The 24,359-nt window shown below is 63.3% G+C and carries 26 protein-coding genes; 17 read left to right on the top strand and 9 right to left on the bottom strand.

Annotated elements, in window-relative coordinates:
* Nucleotides 1–116 precede the first annotated feature (116 nt).
* Nucleotides 117–872: a cyclic nucleotide-binding domain-containing protein gene (locus IB225_RS20145; RefSeq protein WP_192314806.1), complete on the bottom strand. Its 756-nt coding sequence runs from the start codon at nt 870–872 to the stop codon at nt 117–119.
* 19 nt (nt 873–891) lie between these two features.
* On the bottom strand, nt 892–2,289 hold the full coding sequence (gene hemN, locus IB225_RS20140) for an oxygen-independent coproporphyrinogen III oxidase (RefSeq protein ID WP_192314803.1): 1,398 nt from the start codon (nt 2,287–2,289) through the stop codon (nt 892–894).
* A gap of 175 nt (nt 2,290–2,464) precedes the next feature.
* Between hemN and IB225_RS20135 the strand changes: the two genes are divergently transcribed.
* The 10 genes from IB225_RS20135 (at nt 2,465) to IB225_RS20090 (ending at nt 10,191) form a co-directional block, all read left to right on the top strand.
* Complete coding sequence (locus IB225_RS20135) at nt 2,465–3,703, top strand: molybdopterin molybdotransferase MoeA (RefSeq protein ID WP_192314800.1); 1,239 nt, start codon at nt 2,465–2,467, stop codon at nt 3,701–3,703.
* Nucleotides 3,704–3,797: 94 nt separating this feature from the next.
* Entirely contained in the window at nt 3,798–3,938 is a 141-nt protein-coding gene (locus IB225_RS20130) for a hypothetical protein (protein ID WP_192314797.1), read from the top strand.
* A gap of 96 nt (nt 3,939–4,034) precedes the next feature.
* Nucleotides 4,035–4,268 (top strand): periplasmic nitrate reductase, NapE protein, encoded by a 234-nt coding sequence (locus IB225_RS20125; RefSeq protein WP_225584184.1) that lies wholly within the window; start codon nt 4,035–4,037, stop codon nt 4,266–4,268.
* A gap of 3 nt (nt 4,269–4,271) precedes the next feature.
* The gene (napF, locus tag IB225_RS20120) at nt 4,272–4,784 is read left to right on the top strand and encodes a ferredoxin-type protein NapF (protein WP_192314793.1); all 513 of its coding nucleotides are present in this window, start codon (nt 4,272–4,274) and stop codon (nt 4,782–4,784) included.
* Nucleotides 4,781–5,110 carry a chaperone NapD gene (locus tag IB225_RS20115; protein ID WP_192314789.1) on the top strand — a complete coding sequence of 110 codons (330 nt, stop codon included), beginning with the start codon at nt 4,781–4,783 and terminating at the stop codon, nt 5,108–5,110. The genes napF and IB225_RS20115 overlap by 4 nt, the downstream gene beginning before the upstream one ends.
* A complete protein-coding gene (gene napA, locus IB225_RS20110; RefSeq protein WP_225584183.1) occupies nt 5,094–7,586 on the top strand; it encodes a periplasmic nitrate reductase subunit alpha in 2,493 nt (830 codons plus the stop codon). Before IB225_RS20115 ends, napA begins: the two co-directional genes overlap by 17 nt.
* Nucleotides 7,587–7,596: 10 nt before the next feature.
* Nucleotides 7,597–8,154 (top strand): nitrate reductase cytochrome c-type subunit, encoded by a 558-nt coding sequence (locus tag IB225_RS20105; protein WP_192314782.1) that lies wholly within the window; start codon nt 7,597–7,599, stop codon nt 8,152–8,154.
* A gap of 3 nt (nt 8,155–8,157) precedes the next feature.
* Entirely contained in the window at nt 8,158–8,757 is a 600-nt protein-coding gene (locus IB225_RS20100; protein WP_305076870.1) for a NapC/NirT family cytochrome c, read from the top strand.
* 516 nt (nt 8,758–9,273) lie between these two features.
* The gene (locus IB225_RS20095) at nt 9,274–9,732 is read left to right on the top strand and encodes a hypothetical protein (RefSeq protein WP_192314780.1); all 459 of its coding nucleotides are present in this window, start codon (nt 9,274–9,276) and stop codon (nt 9,730–9,732) included.
* 21 nt (nt 9,733–9,753) lie between these two features.
* Nucleotides 9,754–10,191 (top strand): hypothetical protein, encoded by a 438-nt coding sequence (locus IB225_RS20090; protein WP_192314778.1) that lies wholly within the window; start codon nt 9,754–9,756, stop codon nt 10,189–10,191.
* 156 nt (nt 10,192–10,347) lie between these two features.
* On the opposite strand, the gene IB225_RS20085 is transcribed toward IB225_RS20090, so the two are convergent.
* Nucleotides 10,348–11,421: a hypothetical protein gene (locus IB225_RS20085; RefSeq protein WP_192314776.1), complete on the bottom strand. Its 1,074-nt coding sequence runs from the start codon at nt 11,419–11,421 to the stop codon at nt 10,348–10,350.
* A 694-nt stretch (nt 11,422–12,115) separates the two neighbouring features.
* Between IB225_RS20085 and IB225_RS20080 the strand changes: the two genes are divergently transcribed.
* The 4 genes from IB225_RS20080 (at nt 12,116) to IB225_RS20065 (ending at nt 17,515) form a co-directional block, all read left to right on the top strand.
* Nucleotides 12,116–12,520 (top strand): helix-turn-helix transcriptional regulator, encoded by a 405-nt coding sequence (locus IB225_RS20080; RefSeq protein ID WP_345776656.1) that lies wholly within the window; start codon nt 12,116–12,118, stop codon nt 12,518–12,520.
* A 626-nt stretch (nt 12,521–13,146) separates the two neighbouring features.
* Complete coding sequence (locus IB225_RS20075) at nt 13,147–15,147, top strand: TonB-dependent receptor (RefSeq protein ID WP_192314774.1); 2,001 nt, start codon at nt 13,147–13,149, stop codon at nt 15,145–15,147.
* A 56-nt stretch (nt 15,148–15,203) separates the two neighbouring features.
* Nucleotides 15,204–15,653 carry a YfiR family protein gene (locus IB225_RS20070; protein WP_192314772.1) on the top strand — a complete coding sequence of 150 codons (450 nt, stop codon included), beginning with the start codon at nt 15,204–15,206 and terminating at the stop codon, nt 15,651–15,653.
* 2 nt (nt 15,654–15,655) lie between these two features.
* Nucleotides 15,656–17,515, top strand: coding sequence for an EAL domain-containing protein (locus IB225_RS20065; RefSeq protein ID WP_225584187.1), 1,860 nt, complete (start codon nt 15,656–15,658; stop codon nt 17,513–17,515).
* A 17-nt stretch (nt 17,516–17,532) separates the two neighbouring features.
* Here the strand turns inward: IB225_RS20065 and IB225_RS20060 are convergent, their stop codons facing one another.
* From IB225_RS20060 to IB225_RS20035, 6 genes are all read right to left on the bottom strand, one after another.
* The gene (locus IB225_RS20060) at nt 17,533–18,123 is read right to left on the bottom strand and encodes a hypothetical protein (RefSeq protein WP_192314768.1); all 591 of its coding nucleotides are present in this window, start codon (nt 18,121–18,123) and stop codon (nt 17,533–17,535) included.
* A gap of 255 nt (nt 18,124–18,378) precedes the next feature.
* Nucleotides 18,379–19,056: an MIP/aquaporin family protein gene (locus IB225_RS20055; protein ID WP_192314766.1), complete on the bottom strand. Its 678-nt coding sequence runs from the start codon at nt 19,054–19,056 to the stop codon at nt 18,379–18,381.
* Nucleotides 19,056–19,439, bottom strand: a complete 384-nt coding sequence (locus IB225_RS20050) for an arsenate reductase ArsC (protein WP_192314764.1) — start codon at nt 19,437–19,439, stop codon at nt 19,056–19,058. The genes IB225_RS20055 and IB225_RS20050 overlap by 1 nt, the downstream gene beginning before the upstream one ends.
* On the bottom strand, nt 19,436–19,876 hold the full coding sequence (arsN2, locus tag IB225_RS20045) for an arsenic resistance N-acetyltransferase ArsN2 (protein WP_192314760.1): 441 nt from the start codon (nt 19,874–19,876) through the stop codon (nt 19,436–19,438). The genes IB225_RS20050 and arsN2 overlap by 4 nt, the downstream gene beginning before the upstream one ends.
* Nucleotides 19,877–19,879: 3 nt before the next feature.
* Nucleotides 19,880–20,368, bottom strand: coding sequence for an ArsI/CadI family heavy metal resistance metalloenzyme (locus tag IB225_RS20040; RefSeq protein WP_192314757.1), 489 nt, complete (start codon nt 20,366–20,368; stop codon nt 19,880–19,882).
* On the bottom strand, nt 20,365–20,706 hold the full coding sequence (locus IB225_RS20035; RefSeq protein ID WP_093297163.1) for a metalloregulator ArsR/SmtB family transcription factor: 342 nt from the start codon (nt 20,704–20,706) through the stop codon (nt 20,365–20,367). The genes IB225_RS20040 and IB225_RS20035 overlap by 4 nt, the downstream gene beginning before the upstream one ends.
* A 201-nt stretch (nt 20,707–20,907) precedes the next feature.
* On the opposite strand from IB225_RS20035, the gene adhP reads away from it, so the two are divergent.
* The 3 genes from adhP (at nt 20,908) to IB225_RS20020 (ending at nt 24,199) form a co-directional block, all read left to right on the top strand.
* On the top strand, nt 20,908–21,936 hold the full coding sequence (gene adhP / locus IB225_RS20030; protein ID WP_192314754.1) for an alcohol dehydrogenase AdhP: 1,029 nt from the start codon (nt 20,908–20,910) through the stop codon (nt 21,934–21,936).
* A gap of 323 nt (nt 21,937–22,259) precedes the next feature.
* A complete protein-coding gene (locus tag IB225_RS20025; protein ID WP_192314750.1) occupies nt 22,260–22,949 on the top strand; it encodes a VIT family protein in 690 nt (229 codons plus the stop codon).
* A gap of 269 nt (nt 22,950–23,218) precedes the next feature.
* On the top strand, nt 23,219–24,199 hold the full coding sequence (locus tag IB225_RS20020; protein ID WP_192314747.1) for an alpha/beta hydrolase: 981 nt from the start codon (nt 23,219–23,221) through the stop codon (nt 24,197–24,199).
* Nucleotides 24,200–24,359: the final 160 nt, after the last annotated feature.

Raw genomic sequence — 24,359 nt, 5'->3', positions numbered from 1 at the left:
GCTTTCTGTAGGAGCGACGTGAGTCGCGACGGGAGCTTCTCCGGTATTCGTGGAGTAGGTCGACAACCGGGCCGTGCGGTCGCGACTCACGTCGCTCCTACAGGAGACTCCGCGCCTCAATCCCGCAGCACGTTCAGCGCGAGGGCTTCCAGGCGGGGCAGGTCGAGGATCTCGACGTCGCGCTGCTTGATGTGCAGCAGGCCATCGGTTTCGAACCGGCGCAGCACGCGGCTGACGGTTTCCGGCGCCTGGCGCAGGTAATTGGCAATGTCGGTGCGGGCCATCGTCAGCTGGAAGCGGCGTGGCGAGAAGCCGCGCGCGGCCAGCCGTCGCGACAGCCCGATCAGGAAGGCCGCCATGCGCTCATCGGCGGTGTTGTCGCGCGCGAATAGCGAGGCCACGCCGATGTCGTGGCTCATCAGCTTGAACAGGTGCTGCTGCAGGTTGGGCAGGCGGGTGGCCAGCATCGCGATCTTGGGAAACGAGAACCGGCACAGCATCACCGTATCCAGTGCGATGGCGTTGCACGGATAGCGGTCGCCGTGGATCGCGTTGAGCCCGATGACCTCGCCGGGCAGGTGGAAGCCGAGCACCTGTTCGTGCCCGTTGCGGTCGATCTGGTAGGTCTTCACCGTGCCGGCGCGTACCGCGGCGATGGCGCCGAACGGGTCGCCCTCGCGGAACACGTGCTCGCCGGCGCGCAGCGGGCCGACGTGCTCGACGAGTACGTGCAGGTCCATCAGCGCACGCTTGTCCATGCCCTCGGACAGGCAGGCCTGCGAGAACGCGCAGGTGGAGCAGAACGTCAGCGAATCGCCGTCGTCGGCGACGATGCTCGCGTCGGTACGCGGGAAGACCAGCGGCGAGGTCATGCGGACACTCCCGGGAAGGTCAGACCGTGCGCGAGAAGCGGGGCGTCGAGGCTGCGGCGGTGGGCAGGTAGCGGTCGAAGCACATGGCGATGATACGCAACAGCAAACGCCCGCGCGAGGTTGCGCGCAGGCCATCGGCCGCGAGCTGCACCAGGCCGTCGTCCTGCAGCGGTCGCAGCCGTTGGAGGGCGTCGGCGAAGTACTGGGTGAAGTCGATCACGTGGCGGCGGCCGAGATCGCGGTAGTCCAACGTGCCGTGGCACATCAGCTGCTGGATGACATCGGCGCGGATCACGTCGTCTTCTTCCAGCCGCATGCCCCGCCACACTGGCAGATGGCCCTGGTCGATGGCCAGCTCCCAGCTGCCGAGGTCGCGCGGGTTCTGGCTGAAACTCGGGCCGATATGGCTGATCGCGCTGACCCCCAGGCCGACCAGGTCGCTCTCGGCGTGCGTGGTATAGCCCATGAAGTTGCGGTGCAGGCCACCGCGTTGCTGCGCGATGACCAGACTGTCGCCGGGAAGGGCGAAGTGGTCCATGCCGATGTAGAGGTAGCCGGCCTCGCCGAGCTTGTCGATCGCGCATTGCAGCAGACCCAGCTTTTCTTCCGGCGCCGGCAACTCGTCGGCGTTGATGCGCTGTTGCGGGCGGAACATCGTGGGCATGTGTGCGTAGCTGTAGATCGCCAGTCGGTCAGGACGTACCTGCAGCGTGATGTCGAGGGTGCGCGAGAAGCCGGCCAGCGTCTGCTTCGGCAAGCCGTAGATCAGGTCAACGTTGACCGACCGCAGCCCGTGCGTGCGGCAGGCCTCGATGATCGCCAGCGTCTGCTCGACGCCCTGGATGCGGTTGACCGCGCGCTGCACGTCGGGATCAAAGTCCTGCACGCCCAGGCTGGCGCGGTTGAAGCCGGCTGTGGCGAGTTCGCCGACCTCGTCCGGGGTGATGAAGCGCGGATCCAGCTCGATCGAACAGTCCAGTCGCGACGCCGGCGCGAACGAGTAGTGCCGGCGTAGCACGTCCATCGCCTCGGCGATCTGCGCCGGCGACAGGAAGTTCGGCGTGCCGCCGCCGAAGTGCACCTGTTCCACGTCGCGATCGCGGTCGAACAGCGCCGAGCTCATCGCCACCTCCCGGTACAGGCGGGTGAGGTAGGACGCCCCGCGCGCGGTGTCGCGGGTGATGATGCGGTTGCAGCCGCAGTAGAAGCACGGACTGGTGCAGAACGGGATGTGCAGGTACAGCGACAGCGGCCGCGGGATCGGATCGCCGTTGCTGACCGCCGCCATTTCGCGCAGGTCCGCCTCCTGGAAGCCGGGCGAGAACTGCGGTGCAGTCGGGTACGAGGTGTAGCGCGGTCCCGGCATGTCGTAGCGCCGCAGTAATTCGGGATCGAACAGGGAAGACAGACTGGCCATGGGGACAGCCTAGGCAGGCGACGGCAGGCTGTCCTTGACATGGGTCAATCCGCTGCGACGCACCGCCGCAGGCTTCAGCGTCGTGAAGCGGTGGCGACGCTCCGCTCCGGATTGGCAAGCGTCGGCCGGGGCACTAGGCTGGGCCCGCGTCAGGCAGCGAGGACAGGGAGATGCAGTGATCGGCTATCGCGAGGCAGTGGCACGGCTCACGGACGGTGCGGGCCTGCGGGGTACGGAACGCGTCGCGCTGCGCGATGCCTCCACGCGCGTGCTCGCCCGCGATATCGCCAGCACTGTCGCGCTGCCGCCATTCGACAATGCGGCGATGGACGGCGTGGCGCTGGCGTCGGGCGGCCTCACCGTGGCGGCGGGCAGCGAATGGGACATTGCCGCGTGTATCGGCGCCGGCGAATCGCCGCCCGAGGACGACGCTTCCGCGTGGGAGATCATGACGGGCGCGCCGTTGCCCGTGCGCGCCGACACCGTCGTGCCGGTCGAGCGCATAGAGCGCCTTCCGACTTCTGCGCCGGAACGCATCCGTCTGCTGGACGTGGTGTCTGCGGGCGCGAACATCCGTCGTCGTGGCGAGGATGTGCGGCCGGGCGATGTCCTGCTTCAAGGCGGCACCCAGTTCGAGGCCGCGCAGCTGATGCTGCTGGCCGGGGCGGGCATCGGGACGGTCGATGTGGCACGGCGCCCGCGCGTGGCCTTGCTGGCGACGGGGCGCGAGATCGTCGCGGCAGGCGAGCCGCTGCCGCCGTGCGGTATCCATGATGCGACGTCGCCGTACCTCGCGGCGGCAGCGACAGCCGCGGGTGCCGAAGTGATCCGCGTCATGCGTGTCGGCGACGAGGGGGCGACGTTCCATGCGGTGCTGGATGCCGCGCTCGCCGACGGCGTCGATCTCGTGGTCAGCACGGGCGCGGTATCGAAGGGCTGCTACGACTTCGTTCCTTCCGCGCTCGATGCGCGAAGGGCCGAGCAGCTATTCCACGGCGTGGCGATGCGACCTGGCAAGCCGGTGTTCGCGGCCCGCCTGGGCGAGGGTCCGATGTTCGTCGGTCTGCCGGGCAATCCGCTGTCGACCGCGGTCGGCTTTCGCTTCCTCGTCGAGCCGCTGCTGCGTGCGTGGCTGGGCATGGCGCCGGAACCTGAGCGCTGGCTGCCGTTGGCCGCGGCATGCGCGAAGCGCGCGGGCCTGCATGCCGTCTTCCACGGTGCACTGCACTGCGATGCTGGCGGGCGTCTGCAGGCATGCGTCGCCCGTACGCAGGCCTCCTTCCGTCTGCTGCCGTTCTCGCAGTCCTCGGTCTGGATCACGCTGCCGACTGAGCCTGATTGCGTCGAAGCCAGTACGCGTGTCCAGGTGCACGGCCACGGCCACCTGCATCCTCCCTCGTGGAGCCTGGCATGACGTCCGAATGGCGCGCCGTGCTGCTCGCTGGCGGACGCTCGCCGCGGATGGAAACCGACAAGGCGCTGCTGCGTGCGCCTGTGTGGAAGACCAAATGCTGCCGATGGCCTTGCGGCTCGACGACGAGGTCCGCGCCGTAATCGAGGAGATCGGTGATCGTGCCGGGCGTGAGCGTTCGTTGCGTGCCTTGCAGCAGCTGTTGCAGGCGCTGCCGCTGCCTTCCGCGCCGTGGTAAGGCGTACTTCGCGACTGCAAGACACCGGAAGAATGGGCTGCCCTCCGGGCCAGCGCCTGAAACACCCCTTGCCGATGGCCGGCCGTGGCCTGCCACATGAATGTGCTAGCCTGCGGCCGCAGCATCGTCGCGCCAGTACCCACCCGCAAGGTAGGCAACATGGAGCAGAGCGAAGGAACAGCCGTTGCGAGCAAGAAGCAGGAGCGCATCGCGTTCCTGTTGCTGACGGCCGTCATCTTTCCGTTGGCAGCGGTGCTGATCGTGGCGGGATACGGCTTCCTCGTGTGGATGTGGCAGGTGCTGTTCGCCGGTCCGCCGACAGGTCCGTGAGCGATGGACGCCGCACGCTCCCTCTCGCGTCGCGCGCTACTGTTCGGTCGCGACGCGGCCGTTCCGGAGGCCGTCGTTTTCCGTCCGCCCTGGGCGAAGCCCGAACCTGAGTTCGCCCATGCGTGCACGCGCTGCGACGCCTGTGTGCGCGGGTGTCCCGAGCGCGTGCTGGTCCGTGGCGACGATGGGCTGCCGCGCTTCGATGCGCTCGCCGGCGAGTGCACGTTCTGCGGCGACTGCGTCGCGGCGTGCGACAGTCAGGCCTTCCTGTCGACCCTCGATGCCCCTTGGACCTTGTACGCGCAAGTCGCCGACACCTGTCTGTCCGCGCACGACGTGGTCTGCGCGAGCTGCCGTGAGGTTTGTCCTGCTGCTGCCATCCACGTGCCAGCTGCGGCGCGCGGCGCGGCGTCAGTCGATGTCGATGCGTGCACCGGCTGCGGTGCCTGCATCGGCACCTGTCCCGTGGACGCCATTTCAATGACGCACGCATCTGCCATGGAGGCCATCGCATGAGCCGTTCCGGCCCTGACGCCGAAGTCCACATCGCCAGCTTCGTCATCCAGCATCGCGACAGCGCTGCCGCGGCGCTGGCAGGGATGATCGATGCGCATGACGATCTTGAGCTCGCGTTGTGCGGCGAAACGCGCAGCGTGGTGATCTGCGAGTCCGCCGACCGTCATGCGGTGATGGAGCGCGTGGACCAGCTGCAGTCCTTACCGGGCGTGCTCAACGTGCTTCTGGTCTACCACCACGCCGAACCGGCGCACGAGCTCGACCAGCCGCTTCCTTCCCTGTCCATCGTGTCGGTGACTGGAGATGTCCATGAGCACACGTCGTGACTTCATCCGCCACAGCGCGCTCGCGACCGCCGCCGCCGCCGCGGGCCTGCCGCTGACTGGCAGCGGCAGCAACGTCGTCACCGAGGGCGACCTGGCCACCCTGAAGTGGGACAAGGCCCCGTGCCGCTATTGCGGTACCGGCTGCGGCGTGAACGTCGCGGTGAAGGACGGGCGCGTCGTCGCCACGCACGGCGACGTGCACGCCGAGGTCAACCGCGGCATCAACTGCGTGAAGGGCTACTTCCTGTCGAAGATCCTGTACGGCGCGGACCGCCTGACCAAGCCGCTGCTGCGCAAGAAGGACGGCGTCTACGCGAAGGAGGGCGACTTCACCACGGTCGAATGGGACGAGGCGTTCGACGTGATGGCGGCGCAGTTCAAGCGCGTTCTGAAGGAGAAGGGCAGCGACGCCATCGGCATGTTCGGCTCCGGGCAGTGGACGATCTTCGAGGGCTATGCCGCCAACAAGCTGATGAAAGCGGGCTTCCGCAGCAACCACATCGACCCGAATGCGCGCCACTGCATGGCGTCGGCGGTGATGGGCTTCATGCGCACGTTCGGCATGGACGAGCCGATGGGTTGCTACGACGACATCGAGGCTGCCGACGCGTTCGTGCTGTGGGGCTCGAACATGGCCGAGATGCATCCGATCCTGTGGACGCGGGTCACCGACCGCCGGCTGTCGCATCCCCACGTGAAGGTCGTGGTGATGTCGACGTTCGAGCACCGCAGTTTCGAACTGGCCGACATCCCGATCATCTTCAAGCCGCAGACCGATCTGGTCATCCTCAACTACATCGCCAACCACATCATCCGCACCGGCAAGGTCAACCAGGACTTCGTCGGCAAGCACACCACATTCAAGCGTGGAAACGACGATATCGGATACGGCCTGCGGCCGGAGCATCCGCTGGAGGTCAAGGCGAAGAATGCCAAGGATCCGAACGGCGGGCAGCCGATCAGCTTCGAGGACTTCGCCGTGTTCGTCGCGCCCTACACGCTGGAGAAGGCGGTCGAGATGACCGGCGCCGAGCGTGGCTGGCTGGAGCAACTGGCAGAGCTGTACGCCGATCCGAAGACCAAGGTGATGTCGTTCTGGACCATGGGCTTCAACCAGCACACACGCGGCGTATGGGCCAATAACATGGTCTACAACATCCATCTGCTGACCGGGAAGATCGCCACGCCGGGTAACAGCCCGTTCTCGCTGACCGGCCAGCCGTCGGCCTGCGGCACCGCGCGCGAGGTGGGTACGTTCAGCCATCGTCTGCCGGCCGACATGGTGGTGACCAACCCCGAGCACCGCAAACATGCCGAGGAGATCTGGAAGATTCCGCACGGCACCATCAATCCCAAGGTGGGCTACCACGCGGTGGAGCAGAACCGTGCGCTGAAGGACGGCAAGCTCAACGCGTACTGGGTGATGGTCAACAACAACATGCAGGCGGCGGCCAACCTGCGCGAGGAAACCTGGCCGGGTTACCGCAATCCGGACAACTTCATCGTCGTCTCCGACGCCTATCCCACCGTGACCGCGCAGGCGGCCGACCTGATCCTGCCGGCGGCGATGTGGGTGGAGAAGGAGGGCGCGTACGGTAACGCGGAACGCCGCACGCAGTTCTGGCACCAGCTGGTGAAGGCGCCGGGCGAGGCGCGATCCGACCTGTGGCAGCTGATGGAGTTCTCCAAGCGCTTCACCACCGACGAATGCTGGCCTGCCGATCTGCTGGCGGCCAATCCGCAGTACAAGGGCAAGACGCTGTTCGATGTGCTTTACCGCAATGGCAACGTGGACAGGTTCCCCACAGAGCAGATCGAGCGCGGTTACGCCAACGACGAGTCCGCGCTGTTCGGGTTCTACGTGCAGAAGGGACTGTTCGAGGAGTACGCCGCCTTCGGGCGCGACCATGGGCACGACCTGGCGCCGTTCGACGATTACCACAAGGCCCGCGGCTTGCGCTGGCCGGTGGTGAAGGGCCGGGAGACGCGCTGGCGCTACCGCGAGGGCGCCGATCCGTACGTCAAGCCGGGGGCGGGCTTCGAGTTCTACGGCAACAAGGATGGAAAGGCGGTGATCTGGGCGCTGCCGTACGAGCCGCCGGCCGAATCGCCGGACGAGGAATTCGACCTTTGGCTGGTGACCGGACGCGTGCTGGAGCACTGGCATTCCGGTTCGATGACAATGCGCGTGCCGGAGCTGTACAAGGCCTTTCCAGCCGCCGTGGTGTTCATGAATCCCGACGACGCGAAGGCGCGCGGCTTCAAGCGCGGCGACGAGATCATCGTCGCGTCACGACGTGGCGAGATGCGCTCGCGGGTCGAAACGCGCGGTCGAAACCGCATGCCCAAGGGCGTCATTTTCGTCCCCTGGTTCGACGCCGGCCAGCTGATCAATAAGGTCACGCTGGACGCGACCGATCCGATCTCCAAGCAGACCGACTACAAGAAGTGCGCGGTCAAGGTCGTCGCCGCCTAGGAGCTTCGTCATGCACAACAAGCATCTCTGGATCGCGGTGGGGCTGACGGTGGCGCTGATGGCGCTGGTGTTCGTGGCCGGATGGATGGTCGGTCGTCCGTCGAAGCACGAGGCGCCGGTGGAGGTCGCCACCACGCCGGTCGATGCGCGCGCGGTGTTCGTGCCGGGCGCGGGCCAGATCGACGCGATCCGCCGCGGCGTGCCGATCGACCAGGAAGGCCATCCACCGCCGATGGCACACGTGGAGAACGCGGACCTGAAGCGTGTGCGCGCCTATCCGATGCAGCCGCCCACCATTCCGCACGCCATCGACGGCTACCAGATCGACAAGAACAGCAATCGCTGCATGCTGTGCCATGCGCGGGCGAACGCGGCCACCTTCCAGGCGCCGCCGGTCAGCGTGACCCACTACATGGACCGCGACGACCAGTTCCTGGCGACGATCTCGCCGCGCCGCTACTTCTGCAACCAGTGCCACGTGGTGCAGACCGATGCGCCGGTACTGGTCGCCAACCAGTTCCGTGATATCGACAGTGTGCTGTCGACGCCGCCGACGGCGAAGGAGTAGCCCATGTGGTCACGGATGAAGCGGACGGGGCTCGGGTTCTGGCGCACGCTGCGGCTGCCCAGCCGGCATTACAGCCTGGGCTTCCTGACGGTGGCGGGGTTCCTGGCGGGCGTGGTCTTCTGGGGTGGCTTCAACACGGCGCTGGAGGCGACCAACACGGAGGCCTTCTGCACCAGCTGCCACGAGATGCAGGACAACGTGTTCGAGGAGCTGAAGACCACCATCCACTACACCAACCGATCGGGCGTGCGCGCCACCTGCCCCGACTGCCACGTGCCGCACAACTGGACCGACAAGATCGCGCGCAAGATGCAGGCGTCGAAGGAGGTCTGGGGCAAGGTCTTCGGCACGATCAACACGCGCGAGAAGTTCCTCGACGAGCGTCTGATCCTGGCGACACACGAATGGAACCGGCTTAAGGCTAACGATTCGCTGGAGTGCCGCAACTGCCACGATTACGACTCGATGGACCTGACCCGGCAGGGCTCCCGCGCCGCGCAGGTTCACAAGCTGTGGCTCGGCACCGGCAAGAAGACCTGCATTGACTGTCACAAGGGTGTCGCCCATCACCTGCCCAACATGACGGGCGTTCCGCAAGGATAGGCGACGCCGCGCTCGGTCGTTCCATGTCCGCTTCTGGCCGATAGCGGTCGTTATCCCATGCCAGTCTGCAATCACGTGGCCACCTCTCATCTTTTTTGCCATGCGATATAGTGATCGGTGACCTTAAGCGGGACTTAGGTATGGACTTGCGCGGTAACGAGTTATTTGCATGCTTGCCAGTGCTAACGGATGAAGAGAAGCATCAGCGTACATTGGCTGGACTGGCCGATGTGGATGCTGGCCGGACGATTCCTCACGAGGAGATGAGGGCGTGGGCGCAGTCCCTGTTGAGCCAAGCGAACAGCGCGAAGTGATGCGCGCTCTCGACCCGAAGCAGACTGAGCGGCTCCTGAGCCATGCTGCTGCAGCGCCCTAAGCCGACTTGTAGGCCTGCGGCGCCCGCCTTAAGCTTCAACGGCATAACAGGTAGCCCCACGGCGTGCCAAGCGCATGGTGCGACCGGGCGCAGGGCTCCTGCGCTAAAGTCGAAAGGTGTCGACGATGGTTCCATATGGATTGAACCAGGATCAGTTCGCCGCGATGTACCAGCGCAAGCTGGACCAGCTTTCAGACCAGGCCATCAGCAGGCTGCGGAACCTGCTGGCCGTGCCAATCGTGCATGGCGTAGACGAGGCGAACCTTGAGGTATTCTTGGACGAGTGCGGTGGAGCACCGAGTGTCTGGGTCTACTGGCGCGGCAAGAACAACAAGGTGGACAACATCGACCCGCGCCTCTTCCCGGGCCGCTCGCTTGAGCTTGAGCTTGGCCTCGCCGATCTAGCGGATATCGACGAGCAATACTTTGTCGCATCCGACGCGTTCCCCGGTCTTCGACTGGCGGCTTCGCTGCTTTCACGATGGCTTGCGGAGTCGTGGTGGAAGGCCGGTGGCTGGGCCTATCCCGTACCGACCACGCTTGCCGTCCACGATGCCTGTGCGCTTGGGCGAGTACAGCTATCCAAGGGCATTGCGTAGGGAAACTGGGAGGATCCTGACATGGACGTTCGGCTTGCCGCTGACTGCAATTGGGAAGCGAAGCTAGACCATGCGATGCGGACGCTCGCGCTGGCACCAGTGTTCGAGTACAAGGACTACGGCTCGGATTTGGATTCGCTTTGCATCGTCGTCATGTGCAGGTGCGAGGATCTGAATTTCACGCGGCGCATCCGATACGCGCGGAAAGAGCGGGCCCTCTATGTCGACGTCATGCTTAGGCTCTCGGACTTCGTTGGCGCGTCTCATGCGGAGCGAAGGCGCATGCTTGCGTATGCACTGAAGCACGATGTCGTCGAGGTTCTCCAGAAGCGGAGATTCCGGCAGTTCGATGTATCCGCATTTGCGTCGGATTTCACTGCCGCGATCGACCGGCAGCTTCTCGCGCCTGAGGCGGCCCGATTCGATGCCTTCGTGCTGGAGCGGGCTACGGGGTTCTGATCGCTCGAGCGAGGACAGGGCGTACGGTACGAGAGGGCTCTCGCGTGATGGCTAGCTCCATGAAGCTCTATGACGTTCGCTCTTGGCCTGGGCAGACGTGCTCGTTCGAATGGCTGCTTCCGACCCGAAGCGGACATTTGATAACCGATGCAGCTGCTAGAGTGCTACCCGATACAGACCCCCGCCAAAATAGACGTACCAGTTTCCCTGTAGCCATTCGCTGCCGGTGCCTGCGGCAAAAGGCGCGACCAGCACGGGCTTGGCGCCAGGCCGGCTCAGGAACAAGTATCCGTCACTGACGAACATCACTTGTCCGCCCGCTACGGCAGCGATGGATGCATCGGCGCTAGCCGGAGAGACGGCCGTCATCTGCCCCTGCGGCGAACGCAGCCATACTTGGCGGAGAGCGGTGCCACCCACCGCGTTGACTCGGGTGAAAGCAACCCACCCGTTGCTCGGCAAGTAATCCGCCCGTGGCGTGAAATGGTCGGCACTGGCGTCGCGCAGGACGACCTCGCCCAGGCTGTCGTTGTACATGACGATGCGGGACGCCGTCTCGGATACTTGTTTGCGATACACGACGTTGATCCCGTCCGTCAGCGGATTAAAGTTCGAGTAGGTGACGTTATGGGTCAGTTGCACCGTCTGCCCAGCCCGGAACCGGAACACGTTGTAAGGCGCAGGCCCTTCGGTGAACACGACCTCGCCCGTATCGCCTACATCGGCGAAATCAGCGACCCGGCCGCTGCCGATCAAGGTGTCCTTGTAAAGTATCACGTCGCGTAGGTTGAGATAGCGTCCGGGGCGCCAGGCGGGCCAAATGATGTAGCGCTTGTTGTTTGGACTGACACGCATGCCACGTGGCGTTCCGTCGTTCCAGACCGGCGTCGCGCTCCCGTTCCACTCGTATACCGAGGTCTCGTCATCTTCCGTGATGCCGTACATCACGCCGCGGGCCGTCAACTTCTCGTATCCAGGCGTATGGCCGGTCTGGTCTGGCACTGTGCGCACGCTTCCGCTCACGCGGTTGAAGACTTTCAGCGCCGGACGCCCGTCTTCGATGACGAAGAACAGGATGCGTTGCGACGTAACGTCGGTGATGGTGCCTTCAACGCTGGCGACGTGCTCCAGGTGTGCGGCATGACTGGGCAACGAGAACGCAACGACGAGCAGGAGGCCTAGTGCGCGCAGGCTCGAATTGAGCCTGCGCTTGAAGGCTGGCACGTGCATGGGCGACTCCGGAGTGAGGTGCTGAAGGTTGGGATTGGCATGGCCGTGGACAAGCATCCCCACCAAGCGCCTGGGCCAGTGAAGAGCACGTGCATAGCACGCGCTTCTCTTGCTCAATTGGTCAACACGCCAGCAGCGCTGTTTGCGGGTCCGTGCGATTCCCTTGGCGCCAATCGCCAGGTAGTGGCGCGTGCAGGTTTCTCGGGGCAGGCTCAAGCTGCACGTCAGCGCTTAGTTACGTGGAGGCTGCACTATCTCTACTTGCCGACACGCATCCGGGCTCGAGAGTGCTCTGCCGGCCAGAAGCAGACACCCTCTCCCCGAATGCAACCCCACTGCCGAAATCAGAATCCAGTGGCAGCGGCTTCATCGCAGCTCATTCGCAAGAACTTCGCGGCGTACTCAATACGGTCGGCCAGTTCTGAATCGCCCGCACGAAGGACAGAATGTTCGTCGGGAAGGCCCGACCCTTCGTCCGCACGTCGATACGACTGCCGTCGTTGCTGCGTACGACCTTCGCCTGCGTAGCGGGCAACGGTATCCGGTCAGTCACCGGCTACCGTAGGCACGGCATCGTCGCGATCAACTTGCGGCAACGCATTCGCTGGAGACCTAGGTGAGTTCTAGACATATGTCACGATACTTAGGCAGTTCCGCTTGATAGGGTCGGATTATTGTCCCGTTGAGCCGCGCCATGGGTATCCATGCGGGTCGTTATCAGGCGATACCTATGTCCACTCCAATGTCAGTGCGTATTCTAAGCGCTCGCGCAGAAGCCTCGTTGACACAAACTCAGCTGGCCCAGCGCGTGGGAGTCAACCGTAGCGCTGTCGCGCAATGGGAGCGTGCGCACGGCGGCACCAATCCGAGCATGGCGCACTTGACCCAGATTGCCGATATCACCGGCGTGGGTTTTGAGTGGCTGGCCACCGGGCGTGGTACAGCACGTGCCCGTCGACCCCGCAAGGCACCACGCAAACCTAGTGAGCAGGCATGCAATGACCTGGAAGCCCAATGCCTGCAGTGGTTCCGGCGCGTACCTTCCCACAAACAGCCCCTTGCGCTGCAACTCCTGACCCAATTAGCGCGCCCTAGCTAGCTAAGAAACTCCGGATGTCCACTCCATAATCCTGAGTGCCAACACTAGTCTTCAAGTTTCTTGGTCAAGCAACATCCTGGTGTCAAATGTGCCGAGGCCCCTGGTGCCCACTGCTTGCTGCGCGCCATAGCGAGAGCATCTCGCTCAGCCGCGTCGCGCGACTTGTGTGGGGTGGTCGTCACCCCATGCCATCTGGCCTCTCCCGCGAGCTCAAGGATGAAGCGGGCCTCCCAGAAGTCCGTGCCGTCGGCCGCCCGTGTTTTGACGGTTCGCACGGTGATCTGCTCTTCGTTCTGTACAAACATCTTCATTGCGCCGGGTCCCCCGCCCGTCGTGTATCCGAAGTTCTATCGCACCATAGCCGTGACTACAAGTGGCATGAGGCGTAGACAACCGTCATGGGAAGCGCTCAGCGAAAGCATAGAAGCGTCCACACGCTAGACGGAAAGCGGAGTTAGGTTGACGCGTAGAGGCGAATGCAAAACATTCCCATTTGGATCTGCAAACATCGCGAGTCTCCAACGCTGCTCACGTCGATGAATGGGCGAATCAAGTAGCCGCGGTGATTGCCGATAAATCCCCAGACCAACTACTGCCCGTCCGCCATGTTTCATGCGTTACCCGCCATGACCCTGTCCGCCACGCGTAGCGCAGGGGCGCGCAGGGGCGCGCTTGCGGGGCTTTGCCTGATACCGATGATCGCGCTGGGCGCCCGCGCGCAAACGCCGGATGATCTGACGGACATGTCGCTCGAAGACCTCCTGCAGGTTGAGATCGTAACTGCCACGCGTTTCCAGCAGACAGTGGCCCAAGCGCCTTCGAGCGTCCAAGTCATCACCGCTCAGGATATTCGCGCGCATGGGTGGCGCACCCTCGCCGAGGCGTTGGACAGCCTGCCTGGCCTTTATGTAAGCGACACCGGTCTCTATACCTACCTGGGTGCGCGTGGGCACCTGCGCGCCGGTGACTATGACACTCGCTTTCTGTTGCTCATTAACGGCCACCGAATCAATGACCCCGTCTATAGCCAGAGTCCAGTGGGCGCAGAGTTCCCGCTCGATATGTCGTTGGTCGAACGTATCGAGTACGCACCAGGCCCAGGATCGGCGCTCTACGGCTCCAATGCCTTCTTCGGTGTCATCAACGTACTGACCAAGGATACGGGAAGCTTTGGTAACGGGGAGCTACGGATGGCAGTAGGTAGCTACGGCACCTCCGATGCTCAATTCACTCTACCCTTGGCATCGTCAGACCGCAGCACAACGCTGCTCTCTGCACGTCGCTACCACTCTGAAGGTCGCACGCTACGCTTTACAGAGTGGGGCGACACGCCCTCGGGTGGGGTGGTTAGAGACCAAGATGATGAACGTGTCCGTCAGGTCTTCGCGCACCATGCAAAGGGAGACCTTTCTGTCCAACTGGTAGCCGGCGACCGGCGCAAAGAAGATCCCGTTGCACCTTACGACCAAGCCTTCGCCACACCAGGCGCACAGGTGCAGGATCGCTGGATCACATTTGGCGCAGCGTACACACATCGCTTTCAGGAGGTACAAGAAGCGAGCGTTCGACTTGACGTGGTGGACTATCGCTACGTCGGGGACTACGTATATGACCCCGCAAGCCCCTATCTAAATCGCGATGTCGCAACCGGCACCTCGGTGGTCGTAGGTGGACAGGTTTTGGCCAGGTTTGGCCAGCGCCATACCGTGGTGGCTGGTGTGGAAGCAACGGTTGATCAAGGCGTCGTCCAACGCAACTTCGATATTGATCCCCGAATCAGCTATCTGCACTCGCGTGAAAACATGTCCACATGGGGCGTGTTCGTGGATGACGATATCCGCCTCTCAGATCGCTTGCGCGTCAATTCAGGTCTGCGAGCCGACAAGAGCGACGCAGGCACATGGCGGTTGAGTCCCCGATTTGCGCTGATTGCCACGCCCGAGGAGGGCACTGTCCTGAAGCTGATAGCCGGCCAGTCGTACCGGTCGCCGAATGCCTACGAGCGCTACTACCAAGTCGATGCCGAAGAGAGCGCGCAGTTTGCCAACCCCGCGCTTGGCGCAGAGCACATGCAGACTACCGAACTGCACTACAGCAGGGCCGTGGGTGCACGTGGACGGGCGGACATCTCAGCTTATCAATACCGCTTGCGCGACCTGATCACGCTGGTTGAGGTCGAGGATGGCGTACTGACGCTGGCCAACCACGGGCATGCATCATCGCGTGGCGCCGAGTTGGCTTACGTGTACCAAGGGAACAACGGCTTTCGCATGCGCGCCAGCCATGCCTACAGCGAAGTCAGCGACTCGGAGACCCGACGTCCGGTGAATGCGCCCACAGGCATCACCCGGCTGGCCGCGTCAATGCCGTTGCCTTATCAGTGGAAAGTCGCGGCAAGTGCCCAGCGGGTCAGCTCGCGTGCGAGCTTGGATGGAAGCCTCCCGGCATACACGACCGTCAACGCGCACCTGTCGTGGCAGCCCGACGGCTTGCCGTTGTCAGTCTCGATGGGGGTGCGCAATCTGCTCGACGAGAGCTATGGGGACCCGGTCGGCCCCGAGTTTGTCCAGGACGTCGTGCCCCGTCGCGGCCGGGAGTATCGTCTGGAGGCCCGATGGACCTTCTAGAAAGGCGGCCAGCGCGCCCCCGCAGTAAGTCCCTCCGCACCGCGCTGGCTGCGGGCATGGCCGCAATGGCCACAGTGGGCGGATGTTTCGCCCAGGTCGACGAGAATTCGCTTAAGGCCGCTTTTGTCTACAACATCATCGCCTTCTCGCAGTGGGACCATCCGCCTGATGACCCGCTGACGATCTGCGTGCAGATGAACCCTGCCCTGCTCACGGCGATGGGAACGTTGCAGGCTAAGCGCCTCGATGGACGTCGCCTGCTGGTGACTGATGGATCCATGCCAAGTGATTGCGACGTCAGGGTGCATGGCGCGCAGACGTCCGTGACCCCCGCTGCCGACGTGCTGGTTATCTGTGACGCGTGCCAGCTCCCCAACCACACCAGTGCAGTGGCTCTGGTGCGGGAGGGCAACAAGCTACGTTTCGATGTCGATGTGGCGCGTGCGCGATCCGACCGTATCCTGCTGAGCAGCCAGTTGCTTCGCCTGGCGAGGCGAGTACTGTGAATATGGCCGGGCCCACTCCCATCGCTGCCCAACGTAGTACGCGGATTGCCGCCCTGGTCGTACTGATCCTGGCCGGCAGCGTGCTGATGGTACTGCAGTGGATCAGCATCCGGCATGAGCACGTGGCAGATGCTCAGGCGCAGGCGCATGTGATGGCGGCCGGCGCCGCCGCCGCCGTGATGTTCGATGACAGTCGAGCCGCACACGAGACGTTGGCGCCGCTGGCAGCCCTGAGCCACGTCCGACGGGCTCACGTCACCAACCAGCGGGGACAGATTGTCGCCTCTTATCCTGAAGCAAGTATGCCCGCGAATCAGGAACATGCATGCCGCTGGGACTGCATTGTGGTGAGTGCACCAATCTTCTTCCGAGACACGAAAGTCGGCGCGATAGAAATGCAACTGGACATGCAGCGTGCCTATACACGCCTGGCCAGCCTAGCTGTCACGTTCATAATCGCGTCCCTCGCCGCCTATCTACTGTCATTGCCACTGCTGCGCCGCATGCGAGAAAGAATGCGCAAAGCAGAGGACCAACTGCAGTATCTGGCGCACTATGATGTTGTCACCGGACTTCACAACCGTAACGCCTTCAGTACACACCTGAAGGACTGTCGCGATCGCCAGCAACCGTTGGTGTTGATCCAGCTCGATCTGGATCGTTTCAAGGACGTGAACGATAAGCTAGGGCACCACGGCGGTGATCAACTCCTCCGCCAAGCCGGGCATCGCATTGCACGGACGCTTCCCGACACCGCACGCCTGTTCCGGCTGGGTGGTGATGAATTTGCGGTTGTGCTGACGGGACCGGTAGCGACCGAGGAGGTTGTCGTCCTTGCAGAAATGATCCTTGCACGTTTCATTCAGCCATTTACCGTTGACGGCATCAGCCTGGGGTTGACCGCCAGCGCCGGTCTTAGTCGCTGGCAGAACGATGCCGATCGCCTCGACACACTAGCGGCCAATGCCGATACCGCGATGTATAGCGCCAAGCGGGAGGGTCGAAATCGACTTGTAGTCTTTTCGCCGAGCCTACAAGCGGCGCAATTGACCCGAATCAGCATTCGAGATGCGCTGCGTCTGGCAATCGCTAAAAAGCAGCTAGCTCTGCACTTTCAGCCTCAAGTCTGCGCGCAGAGCGGTCAATTGCAAGGTGCGGAAGCGCTGCTGCGCTGGACGCATCCCGAACTCGGCACGGTACCGCCATCCACGTTCATTCCTATTGCCGAGGAGGGCCCTTTGATCATCGAACTGGGCCGCTGGGTAATCGGGGAGGCGTGTCGGCAGATCGCCGCCTGGCACGCGCAGGGCTCCGGCTACTTGAGGGTGGCGGTAAACCTGTCGGTGAGGCAGACCCGCGATGAGGCCTTGCCCTCCTACATCGACGAGGTATTGAAGACTACTGGCGTCCCGGCACACTGCCTTGAACTGGAAGTTACTGAGAGCGTCCTGATGGAGGACGCCGACGCTGCCGTCGCCCAGCTGGCACGATTGCGTGCCCGTGGACTTCGGATGGCTATCGATGACTTCGGCACGGGCTATTCATCCATGTCGTACCTAAAGCGCCTGCCGATCAACAAACTCAAGATCGACATGGCCTTCGTGCAGGATGTGCCGGGTGAGGGGGAAGCCATCGCCACCGCCATTCTCGCTATGGCGATGTCGTTAGGGCTGACCACCGTGGCCGAAGGGGTGGAGACACCGGCACAGAGGGACTTTTTCCGCAATGCAGGCTGTCAGCAGTTGCAGGGCTATTTGCACGGACGCGCAATACCCGCCGAGGAGTTCGCCGCGCAGTGGCTTGCACATTTCGTTGCCCGCTCAGATACGCAGGAGTCGATGTCAGCTGGAGTCAACAGCTGACGAGCGTGCCATGATACTCAATTGCCACCGTGAATTGGGCGAGCTTTGAGTACGCCTCGGACCTTGAAAGGACGCCGGCCCCCATGTGCGGCCATACCTTCACAGTGTGTAGCGCAGGGATCACCCGACTGCGCTCTTACGCATTCAACCCAAGGCCAGCGGCTCAGTCTGCATTTGAAGTCATTCTTCAACTTCTGCTGCCAGCCTTCGCCTTCTGATGCTTCCAACCCCTGTGCACGATGAAATTGTGCATCGATGATCCTCCGTGCCTGCCTTGAGCACAGATGGCCATGCGTTGACCTCATCGATGGGAACAGATAGTCGGTTTGTTCAAGCCGTGCCAGCTCTATCCACGCCTTTATCGCGAACAGGCCATCACGATCAAGATGCACTCTTCGCACGGCCCCTCGGTACTCGATGCAGAGCGCATCTGATGCGCCGGACCGCATCAACAATTCGCTTACCCTCATTTGCACCAGTCGCTCAATGCTGAACGGGACGGTCGCATACAGTTCAATGAGCACGTAGTCCCTTAGCCTGCCTTCCGCAATTAAGCGATGCAGGACGGGGGGAAGGTCTTCATCGTTGAATTCGGTACGAGTGCTCACAGAGCCACATCCTTGTACTGATAGAAATCACTTGACGGTTAGTATCCGACCTCGATCATTACTGAAGACCCGCTACCACTACAGGGCGTGGCCAGGCACATCACCAGATGTCGAGAGCTTACACAGAGCCCGAGCTATCGCGACTATGCACGATGTCACAGAAAAACAGGATTGCATGCCGACCAGCGGATCTGCGAACACACTCCTATTTATCCCCCTGTAGAGGCAGTGAGACAAGCAAAGATGGTTCCGACGTTAGTCACCGTTAGCGATCACAAACTGGCCCAGCGCCAATGCGTAAGCTGTTAGTACTGCTGTCATAGCTCCGAGTAGTTGCGCCACTATGAATCCCGCCACATCCTCAGGCCGGATGCCGGCGAAGGTCTGCGTCAATGCGCGCGCGAGCGTTACCGCAGGATTCGCGAACGACGCACTGGCCGTGAACCAATACGCGGCGAAGATATAGGATGCCACCAGTGCGGGCACCGCGGCCGGGCGATGCCGGAGGCCCAACAGGATCGTCAGTACCAGGCCGAACGTGGCGACGCATTCGCTCAACCACTGGCCATCGCCCGTCCGGATGCGGGTGCCGGGCTGGAGCAGGGGCAGGTCGAACATCGCATGCGCGAGCAGCACGCCGGCGAAGGCGGCGACGATCTGCACCACGACGTACGCCAAGGCCTCATGTGTGCGCAGTTCGCCCCGCCACCGCATGACCAGCGTCACCACCGGATTGAAGTGGGCGCCGGACACCGGCCCAAGCACCACGATCAACACGTAGAGGATGCCGGCGGTCGCGCCCGCGTTCGCGAACAGCGCGATGGCAGCGTTTCCGCCGGCCAGGTTCACGCCCATGACCCCGGAACCCACCACGCAGGCAAGCAGCAGCGCGGTGCCGATGAACTCGGCCAGTACCTTCCGGCCCAGCGACATCAGAGCGACGCCAACAGCGTCTTGACGCGTTCGGCGATCTCGTCGCGCACGGCGCGGTACCCGTCGTCGTCCATATGCTTGGGATCGGGGAGCGCCCAGTCCTCGCGTCGCTTCGCCGGCACCCACGGGCAGTTGTCGCCGCAGCCCATGGTAATGACGGCATCGAAGGCGCCGTCGATGTCGTCCAGCGCCGTCGAGGCATGGGTGGTGAGGTCGTAGCCCAGCTCGGCCATGAAGCGGACCGCCTTCGGATTGATCTGTCCCGACGGCCGCGAGCCAGCACTCAGCGCCTCGACCTGGTCGCCACCGTGGAGATGCGCGAACGCCTCGGCCATCTGGCTGCGGTTGGCATTTTCGACGCAGACGAACAGGACGCGCTTCATGGCACGGATTCCAGGGGTTTGATCATGCAAAGGGCGGACGCGGGGCAGAGGGTGCGGAACTCGGCGCTGGCGCGCACCGCGGCAGGCGCCTGGTCGCGCGCGATCTCGACGTAGCCGCGGCGGGCGAAGAACGGCGCGGCCGTTTCGGTCAGCAGCACCAACTGCCGCAGCCCGTGCGCCGACGCCTGCGCTTCCAGCGCGTCGACGAGTCGCTCGCCGATGCCGTGGCCGCGACGGTCGGCCCGCACCGCGAGCGAACGCAGCAGGCCGCTATCGCCGAAGCGTTCGATGCCGACCACGCCTGCGAGCGTCGCGTCTTCGACGGCCACGATGAAGTCGATCACGGTGGTGCCGAGGTCATCGACGGGCAGGCGGCTGTCCTGCAGCAGGCCGCGGATCGCCGTGCCGTCGTCGGACGTGCTGGCGCGCAGGTCCATGGCTCAGCAGCAGCCGGAGGCCGGTGCGCAGCACGAGGCGACGGCCACCGGACGCGGCGCCATCGATGCCGCATCGGGGTTGCAGGCCGTGCCATCGGTGGCGCACGCCGCATCGCCCGCGTAGTAGGTGGTCGCTGCGCCGGTGGTGTGGAAGGTTTCCCAGCGCGTGCCCTGCGGGTCTTCCGTCCACAGCTTGTCCGACCGCGCGTAGCAGCAGATCGTGGCGTCCTCGGGCACGACGCTGCCGCCGGCCGCGTCGAGGCGCTGGCCCATCGCGGCCAGGCCGTCGGCGCTGTCCACCTGGAAGCCCAGGTGATCGATGCCCGCAGTGCGTCCGGTGGTGGAGATGGCGAAGTTCACCCGCGGATCGTCGAGCATCCATTTGGCGTAGTCGGCCTTGACCACCGCCGGCTGCGTGGCGAAGAGCGCGGAATAGAAGCGGATGCTGCTGTCGAGGTCGGTGACGTTGAGGTGGACGTGGAAGCGGTTCATGCGCGTGCTCCGGTGTTCTTGGGGGTGCAGGCCACGGCGGGGCCGCATGCGGCAGCGCCTGCGCAGCAGTTCTCGGTCAGGTAGGCGATCAGGGCATTCATCTGCAGGTAGTTGGCGCGGACGCGGATGACCCGTCCCTCGCGCTCGTCGCGGACCAGCGCCGCCGCGCGCAAGACATTGAGGTGGGCGCTCAGCGTGGCCGGCGGCAGGTCCAACTGCTCGCGCAACGCACCGACGGCCATTCCGTCGGGACCCGCCTGGACCAAGGCGCGGAACGCGGCCAGGCGGGTGTCGTGGCTGAGGGCGCTGAGGGCGGACAGGGCGGTGGTGGTTTCCATAATTCCAATATTCCGAAACTATGGAATGTTGTCAATAGTCCGCGTGGGCAGCCACACCTTTTAGGTGTCGGCTATTGGCCAGAAGCTTTCGGCCAGAAGCGGATATCGGGACTGTGCATGTGCGCCCCCACTTGATCGCAATCAACGCCTGCGTCTAGCTCGAAGCGTAGGGTGGAGTGTCCCCAAAGTGGAGTCCCTACCATGGACAAGACGATGAAAGCAGCGGTCGTACGCGCGTTCGGTCAGCCGCTAGCAATAGAGGAAGTGCCGGTGCCGCGTCCCGCAGCCGGCGACATCCTGGTCAAGATCGAAGCCTGTGGCGTCTGCCACACCGACCTGCACGCCGCCGAGGGCGACTGGCCGGTCAAGCCCAATCCGCCTTTCATCCCCGGCCACGAAGGTGTGGGCCACGTGGTGGCGGTGGGCGCGGGCGTGAGCCACGTGAAAGAAGGCGATCGTGTCGGCATCCCGTGGCTCTACTCCGCATGCGGCTACTGCGAGCACTGCCTCGGCGGCTGGGAAACGCTGTGCGAATCGCAGCAGAACACCGGCTACTCGGTCAACGGCGGATTCGCCGAATATGCGCTCGCCAACGCGGGCTACGTCGGCCACCTGCCGAAGAACATCGGCTTCGTCGAGGTCGCGCCGATCCTCTGTGCCGGCGTCACCGTCTACAAGGGCCTGAAGGTCACCGACACCAAGCCCGGCGACTGGGTGGTGGTCTCCGGCATCGGTGGCCTGGGCCACATGGCCGTGCAGTACGCGAAGGCGATGGGTCTGAACGTGGCGGCGGTGGACGTGGACGACAGCAAGCTCGATCTCGCCACACGCCTAGGCGCGGCCATCACTGTCAACGCCAGGACCACCGATCCGGTCGCCTACCTGAAGAGGGAGATCGGCGGCGCTCATGGCGTCCTCGTCACCGCGGTTTCGCCGAAGGCATTCGAGCAGGCCACTGGCATGGTCCGCCGGGGCGGCACCGTGTCGCTCAACGGGCTGCCGCCGGGCCACTTCCCGCTCGAGATCTTCGGTATGGTGCTCAATGGCATCACCGTGCGCGGTTCCATCGTCGGTACTCGGCTCGATCTGCAGGAATCGCTGGACTTCGCCGCGAGGGGAAGGGTGTCGGCGACGGTGGCAACCGATCGACTGGAGAACATCAACGACGTATTCGCGCGCATGCGTGCCGGTGCAATCGAAGGTCGGATCGTACTGGACTTCGCCAGCTGACCACCGTGCATGAATGAAACGCTCATGACATCTTCTCCCTCTTGCGGCGGTCGTCCTCGGGCTTAGGTACCCCTGGTGAGCGTAGTAGAGGGCCTACCAGTGTGTAGGAGGTGCGTCGCGCACGCAGGCTCAATCAGCCTCGGCTAATCGCAATCGCGGGGTGGACCGCAGGCGACCGCCGGGGTTGTGACAGACCGGTAGCTCTCGGCATTCCGGTCTAGGACATAGGGACCGGTAGGGCGCGTAGTTTCAAACGGGAATCAGTTACGACTAAGGTCGATGATCGAGCAAGAATCAGCCCGTGCTTGCTGTGGAGTGAACCCATGCGCCATCGAGAGATGCATAGAGCCGACCGGACAGGCTGGCTGCGCGCGGCAGTTCTGGGTGCGAACGATGGCCTGATATCTACAAGCTCACTTGTGGTGGGCGTAGCTGCCGCTAGCTCGTCCAGTGAAAGCATCTTGATCGCTGGACTTGCAGGGTTAGTGGGCGGTTCCCTATCGATGGCAGCCGGTGAATACGTTTCTGTCAGCTCGCAGGCTGACACCGAAAATGCAGATACCGCCAAAGAGAGAGCGGAGCTACTCGCCGAGCCCGACGCGGAACTGCGCGAGCTCACTGCAATATACGAGAGGCGCGGGCTTAGCCAGTCGCTGGCTAAGCAGGTAGCGGTTGAACTTACCGCCCACGACGCGCTATCGGCTCATTTGCGCGATGAGCTGGGCATTCACGAGCAAACTAGAGCCAAGCCCTTGCAGGCAGCCATTTCGTCGGCGATCTCGTTCTGCATGGGCGCTACACCCCCCATCGTGATCGCACTGGTCTGGAGCACTGATCACCTTGAGTGGCGGGTAAGCATTGCCTCGCTGGCGTTGCTCGCTGGGTTGGGTGCGCTTGCGGCGCACTTGGGAGGCGCCTCTCTCCTTCGTGGAGCTTTCCGTGTGACGCTATGGGGGGCGCTGGCCATGGCGGCGACAGCAGGCATCGGAAGCCTTACCGGCGGACTCGGCTGACTCATGGTCAAGGACAAAGCGCGCGGCGCCTCCTCCCACTCCGAGTCTGGAATGGCAAGCCGCTCGCTTGTCGTGCTGCTTGTCGGAGGACCTTACGATGGGCAGGATATCGTCGTGACACCCGAAGAATGGATGAGCGGAACATTGCTTCGCCACAAGTTTAGGTACGCAGCGAAAGAACGGCCTCCTGCTTCCAAGTGTAGTAGTGGTGCCTTGCGGGAGTATCATTTCCTGACATCCGATTGATTTCGTATCCTCGGAGCACAGTCATGCTGAAGAAGGTGATCGTAGCGTCGGCTCTGCTGCTTCTGACGGCCTGGATCGTTGTTGTCTTCGTAACGCCCTGGCCAAGCGTCCTGGTCATCCGATCTGTATTTGACATGGGGGCGGAGGAAGCATCGGCGGCACTTGCCCCGAAGGTACCTGGGGATGTCCAAGTTCAGGAGGGTTTGTCTTACGACTCCGCTGATCCGGATGCTCTGCTTGACATCTATCGTGGCGCCGGCTCATCGAAGAACGGCCCCACCATCGTTTGGTTCCATGGTGGCGGATTTGTCTCCGGCCGGAGACAGGACGTCTCCAATTATCTAAAGATCCTCGCCGGCAATGGATTCACGGTAGTCAACGTGGATTACACCGTCGCGCCCGAGGCTGCTTATCCCGGGCCTATTCGACAAGCCAATAAGGCGCTTGCATACCTAACCGCGAATTCTGTGCCCCTTAGACTAGATACCGACAAGCTCGTCCTTGCGGGAGATAGCGCAGGATCACAGATCGCCGCTCAGACTGCAGCCATGCTGACAAATTCCGAATACGCGCGGCTGCTAGGCATAACGCCTGGCACGTCTGCCGATCAGATAGCAGGCGCGCTGCTGTACTGCGGTGTCTACGATGTCACGCAGATGGGTGACGGAGGTGGCATTCTCGGTTGGTTCGTCAAGTCGACGACCTGGGCCTACAGCGGGAAACGCAATTGGCGCGATGTCCCGGGCTTCAAGTCAATGGTCATCGCACCCTATGTGACCTCGGCCTTCCCGAAGACCTTTATTAGCGCAGGCAATGCGGATCCGCTGGGGCTTCAGTCCGTTGCGCTTTCCGGTGAGTTGGCGAAGCATGGCGTTGAGGTGTCTGAGCTGTTCTTTCCCGCGGGCCATCAACCGCCGCTCGGTCACGAGTATCAATTCGACCTCGAATTGGAGGCAGGCCAGATCGCTCTGAAACGCTCGGTGGATTGGCTCAGGACTCTTTAGCCTAGGGCGGCGCGGCCAGATGTCTGCTTCTGGCCGCGGATTCATATGATCGACGCAACACACGGATAGCTGCGTAGGCAGCAGGAGTGTTGCGGATGAAGCGCAGGAAAAGGATCTACTACACCGACACCCAGAAGGCACTGATGTGGGATCGCTGGCA

It is taken from the genome of Pseudoxanthomonas sp. PXM02 (assembly GCF_014851805.1).
GTDB lineage: Bacteria > Pseudomonadota > Gammaproteobacteria > Xanthomonadales > Xanthomonadaceae > Pseudoxanthomonas_A.
The sequence above is the reverse complement of the archived record's forward strand: the minus strand, read 5'-3'. Positions and strand labels throughout refer to the sequence as shown.